Source organism: Plantactinospora sp. CA-294935 (genome assembly GCF_050936445.1).
In the GTDB taxonomy this organism is placed as follows: Bacteria; Actinomycetota; Actinomycetes; order Mycobacteriales; family Micromonosporaceae; genus Plantactinospora.
The window spans coordinates 3,273,644-3,297,170 of record NZ_JBNJMU010000001.1; the positions used below are offsets into that span (position 1 = coordinate 3,273,644).

Genomic DNA, 23,527 nt, shown 5'->3' on the forward strand with positions numbered 1-23,527 from the left:
CTACGTATAGTTAACATTCGGTGCCAGTCGCCCGGCCGACCGGGTGTTGGCCGACTGGCCGATCCCGGTACCGACCAGCCGGGTGCCGGCTCGGCCGGGCGTACCGCGTGAGACGATCTGGCTGTGACGGCCACCCTTCTCGACGGCAAAGCGACCGCGGCACACATCAAGGACGAACTGCGCGAGCGGGTCAAGGCGCTGGCCGAACGGGGCGTCGTACCGGGGCTGGGCACCGTGCTGGTCGGCGAGGACCCGGGCTCCCAGGCGTACGTCAACGGCAAGCACCGGGACTGTGCCGAGGTGGGCATCGCCTCGATCCGCCGCGAGCTGCCGGCCGACGCCACCCAGGACGAGGTCGACGCCACGGTCGCCGGACTCAACGCCGACCCGGCCTGCCACGGCTACATCGTGCAGCTTCCGCTCCCGGCCCACCTGGACACCCAGCGGGTGCTGGAGATGATCGACCCGGACAAGGACGCCGACGGGCTGCACCCGGTCAACCTCGGCCGGCTCGTACTCGGTTATCCCGGCCCGCTGCCCTGCACCCCGCGCGGCATCGTCGAGCTGCTGCGCCGGCACGACGTGCCGCTGCGCGGCGCCGAGGTGGCGGTGGTCGGCCGGGGCAACACCGTCGGCCGGCCGCTCGGGCTGCTGTTGACCCGGCGCAGCGAGAACGCCACCGTGACGCTCTGCCACACCGGCACCCTCGACCTGGCCGCGCACACCCGGGCCGCCGACATCGTGATCGTGGCGGCCGGCGTGCCGGGTCTGCTCACCGCCGACATGGTCCGGCCGGGCGCCGTGGTGGTCGACGTCGGGATCACCCGGGTGATCGGTGCGGACGGCAAGGGCCGCTACACCGGCGACGTCGGGCCCGAGGTCGCCGAGGTGGCCGGCAAGCTGGTGCCGATGCCGGGCGGAGTCGGCCCGATGACCCGGGCGATGCTGCTGGCCAACGTGGTGGAGCGGGCCGAGGCCGGACTGGAGCCGGTCGAGCAGGGCTGACCCGGCCGAGCAGGGCTGACCCTGGTCGAGCAGGGCTGACCCGGCGATCCGGCGGCACCGGTCGTGCCGGCGGCACCGGCGGCACCGGTCGTGCCGGCGGCACCGGCGGCACCGGTCGTGCCGGCGGCACCGGTCGTGCCGGCGGCACCGGTCGTGCCGGCGGCACCGGTCGTGCCGGCGGCACCGGTCGTGCCGGCGGCACCGGTCGTGCCGGCGGCACCGGTCGTGCCGGCGTTCGGGCCGTTGCCCGGGCCCGGGTCGCGGACCCCGGCGCTGCGGTCGGTGCGGTGTGAGCGACCGCAGCCAATTCCGCCCCTGGCCGGAACGGAACACTCCTGGCTGATACCGTCCGGAAATAACCAGACGGGTATCAGGGAGTGGGACGACCATGGGCAAAAAGGTCACCGTAGTCGGTGCCGGCTTCTACGGCTCGACGACCGCGCAGCGCCTGGCGGAGTACGACGTCTTCGACACGGTCGTGATCACCGACATCATCGAGGGCAAGCCCGAGGGCATCGCGCTGGACCTCAACCAGTCGCGCCCGGTCGAGGGCTTCGAGACCAAGGTCGTCGGCGTGACGACCGGCAAGAACGGCGAGGGCTACGAGCAGCTCGAAGGCTCCGACGTCGTCGTGATCACCGCCGGGCTGCCCCGCAAGCCCGGCATGAGCCGGATGGACCTGCTGGAGACCAACGCCCGGATCGTCCGCCAGGTCGCCGAGAACGTCGCCAAGTACGCACCGAACGCCGTGGTCATCGTCGTCTCCAACCCGCTCGACGAGATGACCGCGCTGGCCCAGATCGCCACCCAGTTCCCGCACAACCGGGTACTCGGCCAGGCCGGCATGCTCGACACCGCCCGGTTCACCAACTTCGTCGCCGAGGCGCTCGGGGTGAAGGTCGGCTCGGTCCGCACCCTCACCCTCGGCTCGCACGGCGACACGATGGTGCCGGTGCCGTCCCGCAGCACCGTCGACGGCAAGCCGCTGCGCGACGTGATGCCGGCGGAGCAGATCGAGGAGCTGGTGGTACGCACCCGCAACGGCGGGGCCGAGGTGGTCGCGCTGCTCAAGACCGGGTCGGCGTACTACGCGCCGTCGGCAGCCGCCGCCCGGATGGCCCGGGCCGTGGCGACCGACTCCGGCGAGGTCATGCCGGTCTGCGCCTGGGTCGACGGCGAGTTCGGCATCTCCGGGGTCTACCTGGGCGTCGAGGCGGAGATCGGCCGGGAGGGCGTACGCCGGATCGTGGAGACCCCGCTGGACGCCGACGAGATCGAGAGCCTGAAGGCCGCCGCCGAGGCGGTCCGGGCCAAGCAGGCCGACGTCGCCAACATGTGACCTCATTCCTCAGCGCAGCGGGGGCCCGGCGTGCGGTACGCCGGGTCCCCGCTTTTCCACACTCCGGCCGTCCGGTCCGCTCAGCGCAGCGGGAAGGAGTCCTGGTGCTCGGTCACCTGGTAGGTCGGGCCGGCGGTCGCCCGGCTGCGCGCGGCGGCCGTGGCGGTCGGGGCCTCCTGACTGAGCACCGAGATACCCGGCTCACCGGCGACCACGACGAACTCGGCGGCGGTCCGCACCGTGGCGGTGGGCGCCCAGACGGTGTCGACCAGCCGCAGCGAGCTGAGCATCCGCTCCGGGGTCACATCGCAGACCACATAGCCGCGCTGGTTGTCGATGTACTTCCAGTGCGGGCTCTCTGCCATGATCGGGTCGTACGTGCGGTGGAAGGCGGCGGTGTCGGAGTTGCCGCCCGAGGTGATCGAGGTACCGGTGATCTCGGCGCCGACCACCGGTGAGGCCGGGTCGTCGAAGTCCGGCGACAGGTCGCAGACCCAGGTGCAGTGCCGGTCCCCGGTGAGCACCACCGGGTTGTCCACCTGGCCGGAGCCGAAGAACTCCAGCAGCCGGCGGCGCTGCGCCCGGTAGCCGTCCCAGTTGTCCAGGTCGAAGGTCTGCCCAGGCCCGGCCTGCCGGTCGTTGGACGCCCACATCACCTGGTTGGCCAGCAGGTTCCACCGGCTGCCGGCCGACCGCAGCCCGTGCACCAGCCAGCGCTCCTGCTCCGGCCCGGTCATCGACAGCTCGGGGTTCTGCGCGTCGGCCAGCGTCGCCGGCTGGTCGCTGCGGTACTGCCGGGTGTCCAGCACGTGCACGCTGGCCAGGTCGCCGAAGCGCAGCCGCCGGTAGAGCCGCAGGTCGAGGTTGCGCGGCAGGGCCGACCGGCGCAGCGGCATGTGCTCGTAGTACGCCTGGAAGGCCGCCCTGCGGCGGGCCCGGAACGCCTCCGGGGTCTGCTGGGCCGGATCCTGCGGGATCTCGTCGGCCCAGTTGTTGTCCAGCTCGTGGTCGTCGAAGGTGACGATCCACGGGAAGGCGCCGTGCGCCCGTTGCAGGTCCGGGTCGGTCTTGTACTGCGCGTGCTGGTTGCGGTAGTCGGTCAGCGAGTACGGCTCGTCGGTGCCCTGGTGAACCCGGTACGCCGCCGGGTTCGGCCGGTTCTCGTAGATGTAGTCGCCGAGGAACGCGACGAAGGCCAGGTCCTCCTCGGCCAGGTGCTGGTGCGCGGTGTACGCCCCGGCCTGGTAGTCCTGGCAGCTCGCGAACGCGAACCGCAGCCGACGGGGCCGGGCGTGTGCGCTCGGGGCGGTCCGGGTACGGCCGACCGGGGAGATCTCCCGACCGGCCCGGAACCGGTAGTGGTATTCGGTGTCGGCGCGCAGCCCGGAGACCTCGACGTGCACCGAGTGGGCCAGGTCGGGGGAGGCCAGCGTGGTGCCCCGGCAACGGATCCGGCGGAACCGCTCGTCCTCGGCGACCTCCCAGTGCACCGGCACCGGCCGGTCCGGCATGCCACCGCCGAGCAGCGGCTGCGGGGCTAGGCGGGTCCAGAGCACCACGCCGTCCGGCAGCGGGTCGCCGGAGGCGACGCCGAGGGTGAAGAGCCCGGTCGGCAGCGGGCCGCCCGCGCTGGACGGGATGTGCGCGGCAGCGCCTTCGGAGCTGAGCAGCATCGGTCCGACCACGAGGCCGGCGGTCGCGGCACCGGCCGCCGAGACGAAGCGTCGGCGGTTGAACGGGTACGGAGAAGTCATGCCCCGATGCTCGGGAGCTGGGGCGAAGCACCTGCCCCCGACAATCGACCTGAAGCAGTACTACAGCGGAACAAAGGGTGTACTCAGGTGCGGGGTGCCGAGCGTGGCGGCCGGCCGGGCGGCCAGCTCGGTCAGCAGCCGCTCCCGCGAGTCGCGGGCGGTGACCTGGTCGTCCTCGTGCGCGTACGGCAGCTCCGGGGCGACCAGTTGCACGGCGTGCACCAGCAGGTCACCGGTGAGCAGCAGAGTCTGGTCGGCGTACTCGACCAGCACCGACTGGTGTCCGGGGGTGTGGCCGGGGGTGGCCAGCACCCGTACCCCGGGGGCGAGCCGTGTGTCGCCGTCGAGCGCGTCGAGCTGGCCGGCGGCGGTCAGCGGGTCGAGCAGATAGCCGGCCACCCCGGACGGGTCGTGCCGGCGGAAGGCGGCGATCTCGGCCCGTTGTAGCAGGTAGCGGGCGTTGCCGAAGTACGGCGTACCCGGCTCGCCGGTGACCGCCCAGCCGATGTGGTCGGTGTGCAGGTGGGTGAGTACCACCGTGTCGACCTGTTCGGGCGCGATGCCGGCGGCGGCGAGTGCGCCCGGCAGCCGCCCGGGCACCGGCGCCCAACTCCGGGCGGGGGCGCCGGCGGGGCCGATGCCGGCGTCGACCAGCAGTACCCGGCCGGCGGCCGGGCCGTCGTCGAAGCGGAGCGCGAAGCAGCGGAACGGCAGCCGCCACTGCCCGTCGGCGGTGACCGCGCCGGGGTCGCGTTCGTCGGCCAGCCGCCAGTGTGCGGCGGTCGCGGTCGGGAACGCCTCGGTGCGGGGCTGGAAGAACAACCCCTCGGCGTCCGGCAGCGCCACGACGGTGATCGGACCCACGGAACGGCTGAGCATGGCAGGCAGTGTATGGCCCCCCGACGCTCTCCAGTACGCTCGTACTGCTAGAGCAGATGTCCCGGAGAGGAGCGCCGCCCGATGGCGAAGATCAAGGTTACGAATCCGGTGGTTGAACTCGACGGCGACGAGATGACCCGGATCATCTGGAAGCAGATCCGCGAGCAGTTGATCCTGCCGTACCTCGACGTCGACCTGCACTACTACGACCTGTCGATCCAGTACCGCGACGAGACCGACGACCAGGTGACGGTCGACGCGGCGAACGCGATCAAGCAGCATGGTGTCGGCGTGAAGTGCGCCACCATCACCCCGGACGAGGCCCGGGTGGAGGAGTTCGGCCTCAAGAAGATGTGGCGCTCGCCGAACGGCACCATCCGGAACATCCTCGGCGGCGTGGTCTTCCGCGAGCCGATCATCATGTCCAACGTGCCCCGGCTGGTACCGGGCTGGACCAAGCCGATCATCATCGGCCGGCACGCGCACGGCGACCAGTACAAGGCGACCGACTTCGTGGTGCCGGGACCGGGCACGGTCACCATCACCTACACCCCGACCGACGGCGGTGCCCCGGTCGAGATGGAGGTGGCGAACTTCCCCGGTGGTGGCGTCACGATGGGGATGTACAACTTCGACGACTCGATCCGGGACTTCGCCCGGGCCTCCTTCCGGTACGGCCTGGACCGTGGCTACCCGGTCTACCTCTCCACCAAGAACACCATCCTCAAGGCGTACGACGGCCGGTTCAAGGACATCTTCGCCGAGGTCTTCGAGGCGGAGTTCTCCTCGGACTTCGACGCCGCCGGGATCACCTACGAGCACCGGCTGATCGACGACATGGTCGCCGCCGCGCTGAAGTGGGAGGGCGGCTTCGTCTGGGCCTGCAAGAACTACGACGGTGACGTGCAGTCCGACACCGTCGCGCAGGGATTCGGCTCGCTGGGCCTGATGACCTCGGTGCTGATGACCCCGGACGGCCGTACCGTCGAGGCCGAGGCGGCGCACGGCACGGTGACCCGGCACTACCGGCAGTGGCAGAAGGGCGAGAAGACCTCGACCAACCCGATCGCGTCGATCTTCGCCTGGACCCGTGGCCTGGCGCACCGGGGCAAGCTGGACAGCACTCCCGAGGTGACCCGGTTCGCCGAGACCCTGGAGCAGGTCTGCGTGCAGACCGTCGAGGGTGGCCAGATGACAAAGGACCTGGCGCTGCTGATCTCCCGGGACGCCCCGTGGCTGACCACCGACGAGTTCATGGCCGCCCTGGACAACAACCTGGCGCGCAAGCTCGCCGCCTGACCGCGCGGTTCACGGATCTTGACGACTTGTCGTCGTTCCCGCGACGACAAGTCGTCAACATCCACCCGAGAATGCCGGGGCGTCTAAGATCGCCCGGTTTGTGCCGTTACCGCCGGTGGTTGCCCTCGTTGCACAGGGTGGACGTGATGCCAGTCGCGTCCAGGAAGACCGGCCCGGTCGAGGCCGCCGCGAGAGGCCCGTACCGGATGGAACGGTCTTCCCGGCTGTTGCGCACAGCCGGCCGTCCCTTCCCTGCGGGGGGCCCTGTCCCGGGCCCCCCGCGCCCTCGTTTCCGGACGGCTCCGGTATCCGAACTGTTCGCCCGCTGTTCCCGCACAGCCCGCCGGCCCCGTCGCTGATCCTGTCTAACCTCCGGATGTCCAGATCGGGCAGGACGGACACGGAGGGACGCCGTGGGTATCAGGACGGGTATCAGGAGGACCAGAGCCGCGCTGGCGGTGCTCGCCGGCACGGCGGCGGTGCTGTCCGGAGTCAGCCTCGGCGGTGTCGCGGCCGCCGCCGAACCCTCGCAGTTCAGCGTGGTCGACGGCGCCATCCGGCCGGCGACCGGCACCCCGGTGCCGGCCTCGGGCAGCCACGCCTCGCTGTGGAGCAACTCCAGCTACGCGACCACCACGATTTCCGGCTCCGGCCGGGTGGTGGTCGGCGCCATCGGGGACAACTGCGAGGGCTGGCCCACCATCCGGGTGACGGTGGACGGGGTGATGGCCGGCGAGACCACCATCGTCAGCGCCAGCCAGTACGGCAGCTATCCGGTCGGGGTGGCGCGGGGCGCGGGGCAGCACAGCGTCCGGATCCAACTGGTCAACGACCGGAGCACGGCCGCCTGCGACCGCAACGTGCACATCGGGTACGCCCGGATGGAGACCCCCGGCACGACCACGGACCCGAAGTTCAGCTTCGCCGTGCTGCCGGACACCCAACAGGAGGTGCTGAACGCGAGCGACACCCGCTTCCGGCAGCGCACCGACTGGCTGGTCGGCAACCGTTCCGCCCTCGACCTGCGGTTCGTGACCCACTCCGGCGACGTGGTCAACTGGGACACCCCGGACCACGCGCAGTACGAGATCGCCCGCAACGCGATGCGGCCGCTGGAGACGGCAGGCATCCCGTACTCGCTGGCGATCGGCAACCACGACACCCAGGCGACCGGGCCCGGCGGCTCGGCCCGGGACCCCGCCCGGACCCGGGAACTGGTCCGGGACACCACCGTCTTCAACCGGTACTTCACCGCTGGCCAGTACGGCGCGGTGCGCGGGCAGTTCGAGGCCGGCAAGGTCGACAACTCGTACTCGACGTACTCGGCCGGCGGGGTGCAGTGGCTGGTGCTGGTCCTCGAACTCTGGCCCCGGGCCGAGGCGGTCAACTGGGCCAGGGGTGTGGTGGCGGCCAACCCACGGCACAACGTCGTGGTGGTCACGCACGACTACATCGACGGCAACGGCAACATCGAGCAGTCCGCCGGCTACGGCGCCACCAGCCCGCAGTACCTCTACGACAACCTGGTCAAGCAGTACGCCAACGTGAAGTTCGTCTTCTCCGGCCACACCGGGGTGGCGGGCAACCGGGTGGACACCGGAGTGCACGGGAACCGGATCTACTCGTTCCTCCAGACGTTCCACTCCAACACCACCAACCCGGTACGGCTGGTCGAGATCGACGCGGCGGCGGACTCGCTGCGTACCTGGATCCACGCGCCGTACACCAACCAGGCGTTCCCGGAGTACGACCGCACCTTCACCGGGATCGGGCTGGTCCGCTAGTGCGGTGTCCACTAACGTTCACCGGGTTTCCGGTGGTGTTGTGGATCCTCGCCGGTGACGGCGAGCGACTCCCCATCGTGTGGTTGGTGGGGCGGGCCACCACTGGCCAACCGACCCGCACACCGCCCGAGGTGTTGTGGTGGGCGGCGGGGGTCACGTCGGGACCGGCCGACACCGGGTAGGTGTCGGCCGGCTCGACGGTGCGTGACCACCCCACCCGACACCACCGGCACAGCGGCGGCGGGGGTGGGTGGGGTGGCGGGTCCGCCGCCCGGGGTGCGGGTGGCGATGATGGCCGCCGCGACCAGGTCACGATGGCCCGAGAATCCGCAGTACCGGCAGGTGAGGACCCGTCCGGATGGTTTTGGTATCCGCCGGACGCAGGCGGGGCAGGTCGACGAGGTCCCCCGCTCGTCCACGAGGTCGACTCTGATCCCGGCCAGGGTCGCCTTGTCGTGGAGGATGCGGATGAGGTGACCGATCTGCCACTGCCGCAACCGCAGGTTGTGCCGCCGACCCGCCTGAATGTCGAGGACCCCGCGCGGGTCACCAACCCGCAGGGTGCCTACCCGCTGTGCGATCGCCCAGCCGATCACGGTCTTGGCGGCCTCGTGTTGGGCCTGCCGGACCCGACGCCGACGCCGACCCTCCACCAGCCGCGCCCGACGCCGGTACCGGCGCCACCGCCGCGACCCGCGCTGTCCCTTCGCGGGTGCCCGCCCGGCGACCGCCCGACGACGCTTCTTCGTATCCGCGAGATGCTGACGGTGCTCGGCCCGGATCGCCCGCCCGGACACCAACAGCGCCGGCCCGGCGGGGCCGGCGACCGCGTACGGATGGATCACCCCCAGATCCACCCCCGCCATCCGCCCCGGATCCGGACCACACCCCGGCTTGTATTCCGCCACCGGGATCTCGGCGGTCACATCGAGAAACAGCCGACCGCCCTCGGACAGCAAAGTGACCGATCGCACCTGGCCGGCCGGGGTAGGGCAGGTGTCGGGCCAGCCGCAGCCACAACGGGCCTGTACGACGAGCGGTCGGCACCCGCACCCGCCGGTCATCGACGGTGAAGGTGCCGTGGTACCAGCGCACCGGCATCAGAAACCGGCGACGACGCGGAAACCGGACCGTAGTATCGCCGTCCTTGCGGCGTTTCACCGCCGCGAACCAGGCGTCGGAGAACCGGCGTAACACCGACCGGGCACCGACAGAGTCCAGGTCCCCGAACGTCCCCGGACCGGCAGCCGCCAACTCCCGACACAACTCCTGATAGCCCGCCAACGGGGCATCCCGACGGGCCCGACGCCACGCGTTGACCTCCAACACACACGCCCACACGTCCCCCGCCGATCGGAGCAGGCCGAAACACCGCCGCCGCTGACCCACCGTCAACCGCAACCCCACCCGCGCAGTCCGATACACCACCACAGGAGCGGCCGGATCCCAACGACGAGGCACCAGCACCGTCAAACCCACGGGTACGACAGAAACCCGGCGAACGTTACTGGCCACCGCACTAGCCGGTCCGGCAGAAGGGAACGCGGGGCCCGGTGACCGCCGGGCCCCGGCACCGTTCACTCCTCGACCGGGCCGAGTGTCACCCGCCCGTCCTCGGCCACCTGCCAGCCCGGGTTGTGCGCGACCTCCCAGAGCAGGTCGTTCGGGTCCGCGAAGTGGCCGTGGTAGCCGCCGAAGGCGGCGTGCTGGCCGGACTTGACCACCGTCGCCCCGGCGGCGGCCGCCTGCGCGAGTACCCGGTCGACCTCCGCCGGGCTCTCGACGTTGTGCGACAGGGTGAAGCCGGTCGGCGCGGGCAGCAGCGGCGTCCCGGCGCCGAGGTCGGCGGCGAACGCCTCCGCCTCGAAGAGCCCGAGCACCACCCCGGGAGCCACCTGGAAGAAGAGGATCTCGTCCGGTACGTCCAGGGTCGGCGTCCAGCCCAGCCCGTCCACGTAGAAGTCCCTGGCCCGGTCCAGGTCCCGGGTGGCCACCGTGATGAAGTGCACGCGTTGCTCCATGACCAGCCATTCTCCTCCCGGCGGGGTCGCGGGTGGCCGGTTCCGCCCGGCACCCACCGGCGGCGGAAGCCGGACGTGTCGAGCCGGCGTGCTGCGCACGGTCGGCTTCACCGGCGTCCAAAGGGTTGGTCGGGCCTCCCCCCGGCCGGGCGAAGCCCGATTCACCCGCGTCCGGGGGTCCCCGGACGTGTCGAGCCGGCGTGCTGCGCACGGTCGGCTTCACCGGCGTCCGGAGGGTTGGTCGGGGGTCCCCGGCCGGGGGGACCCGACGAACCCGTTCCGGACGGACGGCAGTCTGTCGGTCAGCGCTTGCCGTCGGTCTGCGGCCCCTCTCCCGACCCGCCCGGTGGCTTCGGGTGCAGCCCCGCGCACGCCCGCTCGGCGGCCTTGAAGGTCTCCGACTGCGGATCGAGGTCGGGCCCGCCCTCGATCCGGAGCCCGCCGTCCGGTTCCGGGTCCGGGAACCTGGGTACGCCGTTCTCCCGCATGCACCGGGCGTACTCCCGGATCCGCTGCTGCGCCTGCGGGTCCAGCCTCGGCGGCTCACCCCCGTTCGGCAGGTACTCCTGGCACTTTTTCTGCGCCGCCTCCAGCTTCGCCCGGTCCGTGCCGTCCGGCGCCCGCATCCGGATCGCCCCGTCCTCGATCTCCGGATCGGGGAAGTTCGGCAACCCGTTGTCCCGCATGCACTGGCCGAACCGGCGGGCCCGGTCCGCATCGTCCACCGGTGCCGGTCCGGCGCCACCGCTGGCGCTGGCGGTGGACCCGCCGGCCGTGGCGATCCCCGGGTCCCGGTCGGCGCCGCCGCATCCGGCCACGCCGACCAGCAGCAGCCCGACCAGCAGACCGGTCCTGATCCGCATCGTGGTTCCACCTCCGTTCCGGCCGGACGGTCGCCGGCCGTGCCGAGTAGAGCCGGTGGCACCTTTCCGGGGCGTCACGGAAGGCGTTGACACCCCGGTTACCCGGCCCGGGCCACCATGGGCGGATGCGGATCCTGTTGGTCGAGGACGAACGGCTGCTCGCCGACACGGTCGCCCAGGGGTTGCGCCGGGCCGCGCACGCGGTCGACGTGGCGTACGACGGCGGTGCCGCGCTCGAGCGGGTCGGCGTGCACGACTACGACGTGGTGGTGCTCGACCGGGACCTGCCGGTGGTGCACGGCGACGAGGTCTGTCGAGCGATCGTCCGGCACGGGTCCCCGGTCCGGGTGCTGATGCTGACCGCCGCCGCCGAGATCGACGACCGGGTCACCGGGCTGGCCCTGGGCGCGGACGACTACCTGCCCAAGCCGTTCGCGTTCCGGGAACTCGCCGCCCGGGTGGCGGCGCTGGGCCGCCGGTCCCGGTCGGCCGCACCGCCGGTGCTGGAACGTGCCGGGGTACGCCTCGACCCGCACCGCCGCGAGGTCTACCGGGACGGCCGGTACGTCCCGCTGTCCCGCAAGGAGTTCGCGGTCCTCGCCGAGCTGCTCCGCGCCGACGGTGCCGCGGTCTCCGCCGAACAGTTGCTGGAGAAGGCCTGGGACGAGCACGCCGACCCGTTCACCCACGCGGTACGGATGGCGATCCTCAAGTTGCGCCGCAAGCTCGGCGACCCGCCGATCGTGCTGACCGAGCCGGGAGTGGGGTACCGGATCCCGTGAGACGTCTCTCGCCGGCCAGGCTGACCATCCGGGCCCGGCTCACCCTGGTCTACGGCGGGTTGTTCCTGCTCGCCGGCCTGCTGCTGCTCGGCGTGACGTACGCCCTGATGTCGCAGCGGCTGCCGCGGAACTCCACTTTCTCGTTCACCCGGGACGGGCCGGCCCCCGGAAGTCCGACGCCGTCGGCGGCTGCTGACGCCGTCGTCGTCGCTCCGATGAAGGGCGGCGGGGTCGGGCTGCCGCCGGACGAGGTGGAGCAGACGACCCGGGCGGCCGACCAGGCCCGCCAGGACGCCCTGGAGGCGCTGCTCACCCAGGGCGGTATCGCGCTGGTCGTGGTCGGTGTCGCCGCGATCGCCTTCGGCTGGCTGATCGCCGGCCGGCTGCTCCAGCCGCTGCACCGGGTCACCGAGACCGCCCAGCGGATCACCAGCGCGCCGGATGCCGATCGCGGCCTGCACGAGCGGATCGCCCTGACCGGGCCGCCGGACGAGATCAGGGAACTCGCCGACACCTTCGACCTGATGCTGGCCCGGCTGGACCACGCGTTCGACAGCCAGCGGCGGTTCATCGGCAACGCGTCGCACGAACTGCGTACCCCGCTGACGCTGAACCGGACCCTGCTGGAGGTGATGCTCGACCGCGGCTCGGCCTCGCCCGAACTGCGCCAACTCGGCGGCACGCTGCTGGCGATCAACGCCCGGCACGAACGGCTGATCGACGGGCTCCTGTTGCTGGCCCGATCGGAGGGCGAGGTGGCCGAACGCTCCTATGTAGACCTGGCGGACGTGCTGGAACACGTCGTCGCGCAGGTGCCGCCCGGCCCGGTGACCGTACGCGCCGAGGCGGCCGAGGCGCCCACCACCGGCAGTTCGGTGCTGCTGGAACGACTGGTGCAGAACCTGGTCGAGAACGGCGTCCGGCACAACGTCCCCGAAGACGGCTGGGTACGGGCCGGCAGCGGTACCGGCCCGGAGGGCACGGTCTGGGTCCGGGTGGAGAACACCGGGCCGGTGGTGGCGCGGTACGAGATACCGAGCCTGTTCGAACCGTTCCGACGGCTCAACGGCGACCGGCTCGCCGGCAACCCGCCCGGTGCCGGGCTCGGGCTGTCGATCGTCCGGGCGGTTGCCCGGGCACACGGCGGCACGGTGGAGGCCGAACCCCGACCCGGCGGCGGCCTGGTGGTCACGGTGACTCTCCGCACGGCGCGCTGACCGACTCGCCGCCGCTGCCGGGTCACCGCGTGCGTCGGGCAGCGCCGCCGTCCGTCACCGCCGGCAGCCGAGCGCCCGGTCGCTGCCGGCGGTCACCGCGTCGCCCCTGACCCCGGGGGTTGGTGGTGCCGTTGTCCGGGGTTGATTGTCCGGGGGCGCCGAGCCGAAGCCGGACAACCCGCAGCCGACTAGACATCGGGGCAGCGGGTCCGACGACGGGCCCCGCACCAGCAGCGGGAGGAATACCCATCATGATCAGAAATCTCGTCCAGCGGAGACGGCGTCTGCTTCCGGCGTCGCTCGGCGTACTGCTGACCCTGACGGCACTGGTCGCCGGGGCGGCGGCACCGGCGGCGGCCGGGTCGGCGGACCGGGCAACCATCCACGCCCCGACGCTCCGGTTCAACGCGATCTGGGAACCGGGTACCGACGATCGTTTCTGGGTGCACACCAGGACCGCCCAGGACCTGCTCGCCCGCAACAGCGAGCTGTTCAACCAGGGCTGGCGGATCGACTCGCTGACCGCGGTCAAGGACATCAACGGGGAACTGCGGTACAGCGCGATCTGGAAGCCGGGCACCGGTCCGAGCCCGGTCGTGATCGGCTGGACCGAGCAGCAGTTCTTCGCGCAGGTCTCGACGTACTGGAGCCAGGGCCTGCGGCCATGGCGGATCAACCGCTACCCGCACGCCGGGAGCTTCCACTACGACGCCATCTTCAAGCCGGGCACCGACGGCCGGCGGTGGATCGTGGACTGGACCCGGGCGGACCTGCTGGCAGAGGACGCCAAGATGCGCGCCCAGGGCTACCGGTTGATCCAGGCGAGCGGGGTGGCGCAGAACAACCCGATCAGCACCGACATCCGGTACGCCGCGATCTGGATGCCGGGCACCGACACCCGGCCCACCCTGCTCGGCGGCACCTGGGACGAGATCTCGCAGGCGAACGGCAACCACTGGACCGCCGGCTACCGAATGAAGTATTTGAGCAGCTATCTGACCAACACCGGCCACGTGCGCTACGACGCGATCTGGGAGCCGGGCAACGACGGGCGGCCGGTCATCGCCGGCTGGAACGCCGCCGGCTTCGCCGCGAAGAACGCGGAGTTCTGGGCGGCCGGTTACCGGCCGACGGTGTTGCACAGCTACCTCGGCCCGAACTGACCGCCGGTCCGCCTCCGGTGCACCGGCGGCGGTGCACGAGGGCCGGGCGGTGGCGTCCCGCACGCCACCGCCCGGCCCTCGGGGCGAGCCCCGGCCACGATCGCCGAGTGCAGCCGGCCCCGACCGGCCGAGCCGGTCATGGCGGCGAGCCTACGGCCGGGCACCGACAGAACCGGTTGGCGTTCGGGCTCAGCCGGCGTCGCGGAGCAGTTGGGCGGCGCGTTCCGGCGGGATGTCGTTGATGAAGACCCCCATCGCCGACTCCGAGCCGGCCAGGTATTTCAGCTTGTCCGCCGCCCGCCGGATGCTGAACACCGCCAGGTGCAGGTGCCCGAGGGCCGGGTCGGCGTGCACCGGCGCCTGGTGCCAGGCCGAGATGTACGGCAGCGGCAGGTCGAAGAGCCGGTCGAACCGGCCCAGCAGGTCCAGGTAGAGCGGGCCGAAGGCGTCCCGCTCGGCGTCGTCCAGCGCCGGGATGTCCGGTACCGGCCGGTGCGGCGCGACGTGCACCTCGAACGGCCAGCGGGCGGCGGCCGGCACGTACGCCGTCCAGTGTTCGTTGGCCAGTACCACCCGCTCCCCGGCGGCCCGCTCGGCGGCGAGTACGTCGGCGTACAGGTTGCGCCCGCCGGTGCGTTGCGCGTGCCGCCGCGCGGCGGCCAGCATCGCCCGGCTGTGGGGTGGCAGGAACGGGTACGCGTAGATCTGGCCGTGCGGGTGGTGCAGGGTCACCCCGATCTCCACCCCCCGGTTCTCGAAGCAGAAGACCTGCTCCACCCCGGGCAGCCCGGACAGCGCGGCGGTACGGTCGGCGAGCGCGTCCAGCACGGTACGCACCCGGGTCGGTGGCAGGGTGGCGAACGACGCCGAGTGGTCGGCGGTGAAGCAGACCACCTCGCACCGCCCCGTCCCCGGCCGTACCGCCGTGTACGGGGTGATCTGGCCGGGCGGGTCACCGGGGCGGTCGCTGAAGGACGGGAAGCGGTTCTCGAAGACCACCACGTCGTAGTCGTAGGCCGGGATCTCGCTGGACCGCTCCGGTGTGGACGGACACAGTGGGCACTGGTCGCTCGGCGGCAGGAAGATCCGGCCCTGCCGGTGCGCGGCGACCGCGACCCACTCGTCGACCAGCGGGTCGTAGCGGAGCTGCGAGGCGGGCGGCGGCAGCGGCAGGTCGCGCCGGTCCGGCCCCTCCCGGACCGCGTTCGGGTGCTCGTCGAAGTAGATCAGCTCGCGCCCGTCGGCCAGTTTGACCGCCATCCGCCTCACGGTGTTACCCCACAGAGCAGCCTCACGGTGTTACCTCACAGAACAGTAGATCCGGTACGTGCGCCCGGAGGATTTCCCGGGCCGGTTCGGGCAGGCCGGTGTCGGAGACCACGGTGTGTGCCTCGGCCAGTCCGGCGAAGGACGAGATGCCGACCGTCGCCCACTTGGTGGAGTCGGCGAGCACCACCAGCCGGTCCGCCGCGGCCAGCAGCGCCCGGTTGGTCTCCGCCTCCAGCAGGTTCGGGGTGGTGAACCCGGCCCGCTCGCTCATCCCGTGCACCCCGAGGAAGACCAGATCCAGGTGGAGCGAGCGGATGGTGGCCACCGCCACCGGCCCGACCAGCGCGTCGGACGGGGTGCGTATCCCGCCGGTGAGCACCACCGTCTGGTCCGGCCGGCCGGACCGGTGCAGGATCTCGGCGACCGGGATCGAGTTGGTGACCACGGTCAGCGCCGGTACCCCGGCCAGCCGGCGGGCGAGCTCGGCGGTGGTCGTACCCGCGGAGAGCGCGACCGCCATCCCGGGGGTGACCAGGCGGGCGGCCTCGGCCGCGATCGCGGCCTTCTCGGCCCGCTGCCGCACCGACTTGACCGCGAAGCCCGGCTCGTCGGTCGAGCCGGGCCGGGCGGTGGTCGCCCCGCCGTGCACCTTGGCCAGCAGGCCGCGTTCGGCCAGCGCCTCCAGGTCGCGCCGGATGGTCATGTCGGAGACGCCGAACTCGCCGGCCAGCTCGGTCACCCGGACCCCGCCGGCGGTGCGGACCCGGTCGAGGATCGCCTCCTGGCGCTGCTGGGCCAGCATCAGGCTGTCCCGCTCGGTTCCGGTTCCGGGCGCTGCGCCAGTACCGCGACGCCGTGCGGCTCGACCCGGGTCGGCCCGGCCCACCGGGTGCCGGTCAGCAGGTCGGTACCGGCCGCGTCGACCTCCGCCGGCCGGTCGGAGCGGTTGAGCAGGAAGAGGTACGACCGCCCGTCCGGGTGCCGCCGGCGGATCTGCTCCACCCCGGGCACGGCCGGCCCGGCCGGAGCGGCACCGGCCTCGCCGGCGACCCGGGCCAGCAGCCGGCCCAGCGCGGCCTGCTCCAGCCGGGTGCCGAGATACCAGGCCGCTCCGCCGTCCCCGGTCCGCCGGGTGATCGCCGGGCCGCCGGCGACCGGCCCGTTGTCGTACCTGACCAGCACCTCGGCGTCGGGTGCGGCCAGCGCCTCGGTCCAGACCGCCGCCGACGTGCCGTCGTCGAGCCGGACGGTGCCGGCGGCGGGGAGCGGGTAGAACTCCTCGACCCGGATGCCGAGCAACTCGGCGAAGGCGCCCGGCAGCGGGGCCGGGCGGACCCGGTCGCACTCGTCCACCAGCCCGCTGTACGGGCCGACCACCAGGGTGCCGCCGGAGCGGACGTACCCGGTCAGGTTGTCGATCGCGGCGTCGTCGACCAGGTAGAGCGCGGGGGCGAGCACCAGCTTGTAGCCGGTCAGGTCGGCGCCGGGCGGGGCCAGGTCGGCGGTGATCCCGGTCCGCCAGAGTGCGCTGTGCCAGCGGCGGATCTCGTCGAAGGCCAGCATGTCGGTGCTCGGCTGGTTGGCCGCCTCCTGGGCCCAGACGGATGAGTAGTCGAGCAGCACCGCGACCTCGGCCTCGGTGCGGGAGCCCTCGATTTCGGCCAGTGCCCGCAGGTGCCGGCCGAGCTGGACCACCTCGCGCCAGATCTTCGAGTCGGTGCCGGCGTGCGGCAGCATCGCCGAGTGCCACTTCTCCGAGCCGGCCCGGCTGGCCCGCCACTGGAAGAAGAGCGCCCCCTCGGAGCCCCGGGCGACGTGTGCCAGCGCGTCCTGGCCGAGCTGCCCGGCCGGCTTGGCCAGGTTGCGCGGCTGCCAGTTGACCGCGCTGGTGGAGTGCTCCATCAGCAGCCACGGGCCGCCGGCCAGCGACCGGCTCAGGTCGGCGGCGAAGGCGATCTGGGCCGGCGGTTCGAGCGGATGCTCGCCGAGCAGGTAGTGGTCGTTGGAGAGCAGCCGGTCCGGGCCGGTCAGCTCCCGGCCCCAGGCCCAGTAGTCCAGGTTGACGCAGCTCGCCGTCATCAGGTTGGTGGTCACCGGGATTCCGGGGGAGAGCCGGTGCAGTGCGTCGCGTTCGGCGGTGAAGCAGGCCAGGTGCTCGTCCGAGCTGAACCGCTTGAAGTCCAGCACCTGGGCGGGGTTGGACGAGGTCGGGGTGGCCCGGGGCGGCTGCACCTGCGCCCAGTCGGTGTAGGTCTGCGACCAGAACGCCGTGCCCCAGGCCGCGTTGAGACCGTCGAGGTCGCCGTACCGGTGCCGCAGCCAGCCGCGGAACGCCTCGGCCGAGGTGTCGCAGTAGCAGTGCGCGTTGTGGCAGGCGTACTCGTTGTGCACGTGCCAGACGGCCAGCGCCGGGTGGTTGGCGTAGCGCCGGCCGAGCTGCTCGGTCAGCGCCAGGGCGGCCTGGCGGTAGACCGGTGAGCTGGCGCAGATCGCCTGCCGGCTGCCGTACGTCAGCCGCCGCCCGTCCGCGTCCACCGGCAGGGTGTCGGGGTGGGCGTGGGAGAACCAGGGCGGTGGCGAGGCGGTGGCGGTGGCCAGGCAGACCTTGATCCCCCCGGCGTGCAGCAGGTCCATGATCCGGTCCAGCCGGTCAAAGTCGTACCGGCCGGGGGCCGGTTCGAGCCAGGCCCAGGCGAAGACGCCGACGGTGACCAGGGTGACCCCGGCCTGGCGCATCAGCGCCACGTCCTGCGGCCAGACCTCCTCGGGCCACTGCTCCGGGTTGTAGTCCCCGCCGTAGCTCAGGCCCTCGACGTTCGACACCAGACCGCCCACACCGCCCCCAACGCGCTCGCACGTAATCCAACAGATACGAACACTAGCGCCCAGCCGGCGGTCAGGTAAGAGTGCGATGCGGCGCCGCGGCGTTCCCGGCTCGGCGGAACGGGGCTCGGCGGGTCAGGCGGGTTGCAGGCGGGACTCGACCCAGCCGGTCTCGGTCAGGTGTGCGAGCAGCAGGTGCACACACTCCTCCACCGTCAGGTCGGTGGTGTCGAGCACCAGGTCGGCGTCGGTCGGCTCCTCGTACGGGTCGTCGATGCCGGTCATCCCGGTGAGCTGGCCGGCCCGGGCCCGCGCGTACAGGCCCTTGCGGTCGCGCTGCTCGCAGACCGCCAGCGGGGTGGCGACGTGCACCAGCACGAAACCGGCCCCGGCCGACCGGGCCATCTCCCGGGCGATCGCCCGGGCCCGGGCGTACGGGGCGATCGGGCAGCAGATGGCGAGACCCCGGTGCCGGGCGACCTCGGCGGCGACCCAGCCGATCCGGCGTACGTTCAGGTCCCGGTCGGCCCGGCTGAAGCCCAGCCCGGCGGAGAGTTCCCGGCGGACCACGTCACCGTCGAGCAGGGTGACCGTGCGGTCCCCGCTCTCCCGCAGCGCGTCGGCCAATCCCCGGGCGATGGTCGACTTGCCCGAGCCGGAGAGCCCGGTGAAGAAGACCACCAGACCCCGGTGCCGGCGGGGCGGCCGGGCCCGGGTCAGCTCCTTGGCGACCGTCGGCGGAGTGTGCCACTCCGGCAGCGGGAAGCCCCGGTCGAGCAGGTCCTCGATCTCCTCCTGGCCGAGCGGCAGCCGCCGGTTGCGCGGCGGGATGTCGTCCCGCCACCGCCACTGGCCGTCCCGGTTGTCGTAGGCCAGCTCGCGGGGGACCAGCATGCGCAGCCCGCCACCGGTGAGCATCTCGGTGGTGGAGAGGACGTGGGTCACCCCGTAGGCCCGGGCCACCCGGGCCCGGAGCAGCGCATCCCAGATCTCGTCGCCGCGCCGGGCGACCGGCACCGCGATGATGGTGGCCGGGGGCATCCGGTCCCGGGCCCCGAAGATGCTCCGGACCAGCACCTCCGGCGGCAGCCCGTCCGGGCTGGTGTTGGCGACCGGGATCAGGATGAGCAGGTGGGCGGCGAGCGTCCGGACCGCGTGGGCGATCTGCGCGAGCTGGGGCCGGTGCAGCGGCCGGTCGGCGATCACCCCGAGCACCCGGCCCGGTGGCAGCAGCTCCCGGACCTCGGCCGGGGTTCGGCGGAGCCGCTGGAACGGGCCGTGGCCGCCGTCGCCGATCCGGCGCACCGGACCGCCGACGCCGCACCAGCCCTGGGTGGTGGGCCAGAGGTCGGCGACCTCCAGCAGCGCGGTCGGCGCCCCCTCCGGATCGGTGAGGACCAGGCCGCGCTCGACCGGATTGTTCAGGTCGATGCCGCTGACCAGGTCCGCCGGGACCTGGAGGGTCACCGGTACCGGCCAGGAGGAGCCGTCGGCGAGCCGGCCGCGCCGGGCCACCGAGGCCAGGTCGGCCCGGCCCATGAATCCGGTGAGTGGTGCGTACGCTCCGGAGAGCAGCAACTCCAGGTCGGCCAGCTCATACGGGCGCGGCGTGTACGCCGGAGCGTCACGCAGCAACTCATCGGGCAGCACCCACCCGTTGCTCATCGCACCCCCAACTACCCGGCCGGCCGGCACACAGTTTCTCAGCCGGCCGCCGATCGGTCGAGACCGCCACTCCCGTTTGGACGCCTGGATCGGTAGCGCCGTGTTCGGTCGGTGGCCACCAGGAGGTTACCCAACCGGGCGGAGTTCGGCGGCGCCGAAGGAGACCGCGAAGCGCCGGCACCAGATCGAGACGCTACGCAGCCGGTCGAGGTCGGTGCCGGCCGGGATGGCGTACCCCTGGTCGCCCCGGTTCCCCTTCAGCCGGCCCAGTTCGACCCAGCGGCCGTCGTCGAAGACGTGCCAGCCGGCCGTACCCTCCCGTACGGGCTGGTCGGTGAGCCAGACCCGCAGGTCAGGGCCGTTGGAGGTGTCGAGGTCCACCAGTTCCAGGCGGTGACCGCCGGCCGGGTCCCGGACGATCCGGGCCGTTCCACTGGTCCGGTGCTCGTGGGTGACGAACCCGCCGCTGCTGACCAGTACCGGCCGGGTGGTACCGGCAGCGGTCGCGGCCGGCGGGGTCGACGGCCCCGTGGAGCCGGTTCCGGGTGCCGGGGTGCCGGCCGGCGGTTGCGGCGCCGGCTCGGTGAGCTGCTCGGCGACGTTCCGGTCGACGACGATCTTCCACGGCTGGAACCAGTAGCCGCCGAAGGCCGCGGCGACGACGAGTACGGCGGCGACCGGCCAGGCCAGCGGGGAGCGGAGCAGGCGACGTGACATGTCGCCAGTCAACCCGGTCACGGGCGGCCGGACGGCCCCGTACCCGTTACGAAAGTCTTACCCCGGCCCCTAGGGGAGCCGGTCGCCGGCGCCCGCCGATTCGGGGGTACTTCCAGGGTGGTTTCCTGACCTCCGGGATGTGCCGTCGGCCCTACCCTTGGCAGCGTGACACTGATCGCGACCCAGTCGCTGACCAAGACGTACGGCAATCGGGTGACCGCGTTGTCCGACCTGACGGTCACCGTCGAGCCGGGCATCGTCGGTCTGGTCGGAGCCAACGGTGCGGGCAAGTCGACCTTTATCAAGATCATGCTCGGCCTGCTGGAGCCGACCGGCGGACAGGCCCGGGTGCTCGGCCTCGATCCGATGGTGGACGGGCACCAGGTCCGGGCCCGGGTCGGCTACATGCCGGAGCACGACTGCCTGCCGCCGGACCTGTCGGCCGCGGAGTTCGTCACGCACATGGGACGGATGAGCGGGCTGCCCAAGACGACCGCCCGGGAGCGGGCCTCCGAGACGCTGCGGCACGTCGGGCTCTACGAGGAGCGCTACCGCCAGGTCGGCGGCTACTCCACCGGCATGAAACAGCGGGTCAAGCTGGCCCAGGCGCTGGTGCACGACCCGGACCTGCTGCTGCTCGACGAGCCGACCAACGGGCTGGACCCGGCCGGCCGGGACGCCATGCTCGCCCTGATCGAGCGGATCGGCACCGAGTTCGGCATCTCGGTGCTGGTCTGCTCGCACCTGCTCGGCGAGGTCGAACGGATCTGCGACGCGCTGGTCGCGATCGAGGGCGGCCGGCTGCTCCGGTCGGCACAGCTTTCCGACATGACCGCGGTGACCGAGGTGCTCTCGGTCGAGGTGAGCGAGGGCACCGACGAGTTGGCCGCCCGGCTGGCCGCCGCCGGCCTGCCGGTCCGGCGGGACGGCCGGATGCTGCTGGTACCGCTGGTCGCGACGGAGGCGGCCGGCGCGCAGGCTCGGGACTCGGCACTCGACAGCACGTACGACCTGATCCTGACCGCGGTGGCCGAGCTGGACCTGCCGCTGCACCGGCTCGACCAGCGGCGGCACCGGGTCGTCGAACTCTTCGCCACCGATCCGGCCCGGGTTTCCGAGCCGGTCGCCACCGGCACGGCCCTGGAGGGCACCAGATGACCACCCTCGACGCCCCGCAGACCGAGCGACCGGCCGGGGTCATCCACGACATCGGCTACCAGCGGTACGACGGTCCCCGGCTCGGCCGGCGGCACCTGGTCGGCGCGCTCTACCTACACAGCCTGCGTACCGCCTTCGGGCTCGGGCGCACCATCAAGGCCAAGATCTTCCCCTGGCTGATCGTCGGGGTGGTCGGGGTGGTCGCCGCGGTGCTGGTCGCGGTCCGGGCCCAGACCGGCACGGCGCCGCTGAGCTACGCCGAGTTCCCCGAGACGCTCAGTGTGCTGATCATCTTCTTCTGCGCCATCGTCGCGCCGGAACTCGCCTCCCGGGACCTGCACAGCGGGGTGCTGCCGCTCTACTTCGCCCGCCCGCTGCACCGCTCGGACTACGCGGTGGTCAAGCTGGCCGCGCTGGTCTCGGCGACGTTCCTGACCATCGGGGTACCGCTGACGGTGATGTTCGCCGGTGCCGCGTTCATGGTCGACGGCATCGGGGCGGTCTGGGACGAACTCGGTGACTTCCTGCCGGCGCTCGGCTACGTCGCCGTACACGCGATCGTCTACTCCGTGCTGGCGCTGCTGGTCGCCTCCCTGGTCCGGCGCCGGGCCGTCGCGGCCGGGGCGATCGTCGGCGCGTTCCTGCTGACCACTCCCGTGGTCGGGGTGCTGTCGGTGATGCCGTACGAGGCGGCGAACCAGCTCGCCGGGCTGGCCAGCCCGGTCACCCTGGTCGGCGGGATCGGGGACTGGGCCTTCGAGGCGAGCGGTGACCTCGACATCGGCTCGTACGGCCCGCTCTACGGCCTGGTGGCCGTCGGGTTCGTCGTCGCCGGGATCCTGCTGCTGCTCGCCCGCTACCGGAAGGTCGCCGCCAAATGAGTAACGTGGAACTGGCCGGGGTGTCCCGCTGGTACGGCAACGTGGTGGCCGTCAACGACGTGTCGATGAGCCTCGGTGCCGGGGTGACCGGCCTGCTCGGGCCGAACGGCGCCGGCAAGACCACCGTGCTGCACATGATGGCCGGCTTCCTGGCCCCCTCGAAGGGCACGGTGACCCTCGACGGCGAACCCACCTGGGGCAATCCGGCGGTCTACCGGCAACTCGGCCTGGTCACCGAGCGCGAGTCGGTCTACGACTTCCTCAGCGCGTACGAGTTCGCGGTGGCCAGTGCCCGGTTGCACCGGCTGCCCGAGCCGGAGGCGGCGGCCCGGCGGGCGATCGAGCTGGTCGAGCTGACCGACGCGCAGGACCGCCGGATCGGCACGTACTCCAAGGGCATGCGCCAGCGGGCCCGGGTCGCCGCCGCGCTGGTGCACGACCCGCAGGTGCTGCTCCTGGACGAGCCGTTCAACGGGATGGACCCGAGGCAGCGGCTGCACATGATGGAGCTGCTGCACTCGCTCGGTGAGCAGGGCCGGACGATCCTGTTCAGCTCGCACATCCTGGAGGAGGTCGAGCAGGTCTCCGGCACCGTCCAGGTGATCGTCTCGGGCCGGCTGGCCGCCTCCGGCGACTTCCGGACCATCCGGCGGCTGATGACCAACCGGCCGCACGTCTTCGCGGTGCAGTCCAGCGACGACCGGCGACTTGCCGTCGAGCTGATCGGCCAGCCCTCGGTGAACGGCGTGGACGTCACCCGGGACGGGCTGACCGTCCGGGCCGGCGACTACGGCAGTTTCACCCGGGCCCTGCCGAAGATCGCGCTGGCCTCCGGCATCCGGGTACGCCGGCTGCTGCCCTCGGACGAATCCCTGGAGAGCGTGTTCTCCTACCTGGTGGAGGCGTGA

General features: G+C 72.3%; 20 protein-coding genes. 10 read left to right on the forward strand and 10 right to left on the reverse strand.

Translation table 11 applies throughout. From position 1 onward, the window contains the following. The first annotated feature begins 123 nt into the window (after nt 1-123). Nucleotides 124-1,005, forward strand: coding sequence for a bifunctional methylenetetrahydrofolate dehydrogenase/methenyltetrahydrofolate cyclohydrolase (locus ACQEVC_RS14650; RefSeq protein WP_432877285.1), 882 nt, complete (start codon nt 124-126; stop codon nt 1,003-1,005). 388 nt (nt 1,006-1,393) lie between these two features. Continuing rightward, the gene (gene mdh, locus ACQEVC_RS14655) at nt 1,394-2,344 is read left to right on the forward strand and encodes a malate dehydrogenase (RefSeq protein WP_432877287.1); all 951 of its coding nucleotides are present in this window, start codon (nt 1,394-1,396) and stop codon (nt 2,342-2,344) included. Between the two features lie 80 nt (nt 2,345-2,424). On the opposite strand, the gene ACQEVC_RS14660 is transcribed toward mdh, so the two are convergent. Together ACQEVC_RS14660 and ACQEVC_RS14665 are read right to left on the reverse strand one after the other, a co-directional pair. Next, nucleotides 2,425-4,098, reverse strand: a complete 1,674-nt coding sequence (locus ACQEVC_RS14660; RefSeq protein ID WP_432877290.1) for an alkaline phosphatase D family protein — start codon at nt 4,096-4,098, stop codon at nt 2,425-2,427. A 60-nt stretch (nt 4,099-4,158) separates the two neighbouring features. Continuing rightward, entirely contained in the window at nt 4,159-4,977 is an 819-nt protein-coding gene (locus ACQEVC_RS14665) for an MBL fold metallo-hydrolase (protein WP_432877293.1), read from the reverse strand. A gap of 81 nt (nt 4,978-5,058) precedes the next feature. On the opposite strand from ACQEVC_RS14665, the gene ACQEVC_RS14670 reads away from it, so the two are divergent. Together ACQEVC_RS14670 and ACQEVC_RS14675 are read left to right on the forward strand one after the other, a co-directional pair. Continuing rightward, a complete protein-coding gene (locus tag ACQEVC_RS14670) occupies nt 5,059-6,276 on the forward strand; it encodes an NADP-dependent isocitrate dehydrogenase (RefSeq protein WP_432877295.1) in 1,218 nt (405 codons plus the stop codon). A 413-nt stretch (nt 6,277-6,689) separates the two neighbouring features. Then, nucleotides 6,690-8,060 (forward strand): carbohydrate-binding domain-containing protein, encoded by a 1,371-nt coding sequence (locus ACQEVC_RS14675; protein WP_432877298.1) that lies wholly within the window; start codon nt 6,690-6,692, stop codon nt 8,058-8,060. An 11-nt stretch (nt 8,061-8,071) separates the two neighbouring features. Here ACQEVC_RS14675 and ACQEVC_RS14680 read toward each other — a convergent pair whose 3' ends face one another. From ACQEVC_RS14680 to ACQEVC_RS14690, 3 genes are all read right to left on the reverse strand, one after another. Continuing rightward, nucleotides 8,072-9,034, reverse strand: coding sequence for an RNA-guided endonuclease TnpB family protein (locus tag ACQEVC_RS14680; protein ID WP_432877300.1), 963 nt, complete (start codon nt 9,032-9,034; stop codon nt 8,072-8,074). A 603-nt stretch (nt 9,035-9,637) separates the two neighbouring features. Then, nucleotides 9,638-10,081: a VOC family protein gene (locus ACQEVC_RS14685; protein WP_432877302.1), complete on the reverse strand. Its 444-nt coding sequence runs from the start codon at nt 10,079-10,081 to the stop codon at nt 9,638-9,640. A 302-nt stretch (nt 10,082-10,383) separates the two neighbouring features. Continuing rightward, on the reverse strand, nt 10,384-10,944 hold the full coding sequence (locus ACQEVC_RS14690; protein ID WP_432877305.1) for a hypothetical protein: 561 nt from the start codon (nt 10,942-10,944) through the stop codon (nt 10,384-10,386). Between the two features lie 125 nt (nt 10,945-11,069). Between ACQEVC_RS14690 and ACQEVC_RS14695 the strand changes: the two genes are divergently transcribed. From ACQEVC_RS14695 to ACQEVC_RS14705, 3 genes are all read left to right on the forward strand, one after another. Then, complete coding sequence (locus ACQEVC_RS14695; RefSeq protein WP_432877308.1) at nt 11,070-11,726, forward strand: response regulator transcription factor; 657 nt, start codon at nt 11,070-11,072, stop codon at nt 11,724-11,726. Next, a complete protein-coding gene (locus ACQEVC_RS14700) occupies nt 11,723-12,943 on the forward strand; it encodes a sensor histidine kinase (protein ID WP_432877311.1) in 1,221 nt (406 codons plus the stop codon). The genes ACQEVC_RS14695 and ACQEVC_RS14700 overlap by 4 nt, the downstream gene beginning before the upstream one ends. A gap of 251 nt (nt 12,944-13,194) precedes the next feature. Further along, a complete protein-coding gene (locus ACQEVC_RS14705) occupies nt 13,195-14,106 on the forward strand; it encodes a hypothetical protein (RefSeq protein WP_432877314.1) in 912 nt (303 codons plus the stop codon). A 189-nt stretch (nt 14,107-14,295) separates the two neighbouring features. Here the strand turns inward: ACQEVC_RS14705 and galT are convergent, their stop codons facing one another. The 5 genes from galT to ACQEVC_RS14730 all read right to left on the reverse strand — a co-directional run bounded on the left by galT (nt 14,296) and on the right by ACQEVC_RS14730 (nt 20,580). Continuing rightward, on the reverse strand, nt 14,296-15,366 hold the full coding sequence (gene galT / locus ACQEVC_RS14710) for a galactose-1-phosphate uridylyltransferase (protein WP_432877316.1): 1,071 nt from the start codon (nt 15,364-15,366) through the stop codon (nt 14,296-14,298). 31 nt (nt 15,367-15,397) lie between these two features. After that, complete coding sequence (locus ACQEVC_RS14715; RefSeq protein ID WP_432877319.1) at nt 15,398-16,177, reverse strand: DeoR/GlpR family DNA-binding transcription regulator; 780 nt, start codon at nt 16,175-16,177, stop codon at nt 15,398-15,400. Continuing rightward, on the reverse strand, nt 16,177-18,198 hold the full coding sequence (locus ACQEVC_RS14720) for a beta-galactosidase (protein WP_432877321.1): 2,022 nt from the start codon (nt 18,196-18,198) through the stop codon (nt 16,177-16,179). The genes ACQEVC_RS14715 and ACQEVC_RS14720 overlap by 1 nt, the downstream gene beginning before the upstream one ends. Nucleotides 18,199-18,333: 135 nt before the next feature. Then, nucleotides 18,334-19,863 carry an adenylyl-sulfate kinase gene (gene cysC / locus ACQEVC_RS14725; RefSeq protein WP_432877324.1) on the reverse strand — a complete coding sequence of 510 codons (1,530 nt, stop codon included), beginning with the start codon at nt 19,861-19,863 and terminating at the stop codon, nt 18,334-18,336. Between the two features lie 126 nt (nt 19,864-19,989). Next, nucleotides 19,990-20,580, reverse strand: coding sequence for a DM13 domain-containing protein (locus ACQEVC_RS14730; protein WP_432877326.1), 591 nt, complete (start codon nt 20,578-20,580; stop codon nt 19,990-19,992). Between the two features lie 165 nt (nt 20,581-20,745). Here ACQEVC_RS14730 and ACQEVC_RS14735 point away from each other — a divergent pair, with 165 nt between their 5' ends. From ACQEVC_RS14735 to ACQEVC_RS14745, 3 genes are read left to right on the forward strand one after another with little or no spacing between them, the layout of a single operon-like run. After that, a complete protein-coding gene (locus ACQEVC_RS14735) occupies nt 20,746-21,738 on the forward strand; it encodes an ABC transporter ATP-binding protein (protein ID WP_432877328.1) in 993 nt (330 codons plus the stop codon). Beyond that, nucleotides 21,735-22,619, forward strand: a complete 885-nt coding sequence (locus ACQEVC_RS14740; RefSeq protein WP_432877331.1) for an ABC transporter permease — start codon at nt 21,735-21,737, stop codon at nt 22,617-22,619. The genes ACQEVC_RS14735 and ACQEVC_RS14740 overlap by 4 nt, the downstream gene beginning before the upstream one ends. Next, nucleotides 22,616-23,527 (forward strand): ABC transporter ATP-binding protein, encoded by a 912-nt coding sequence (locus tag ACQEVC_RS14745; protein ID WP_432877334.1) that lies wholly within the window; start codon nt 22,616-22,618, stop codon nt 23,525-23,527. The genes ACQEVC_RS14740 and ACQEVC_RS14745 overlap by 4 nt, the downstream gene beginning before the upstream one ends.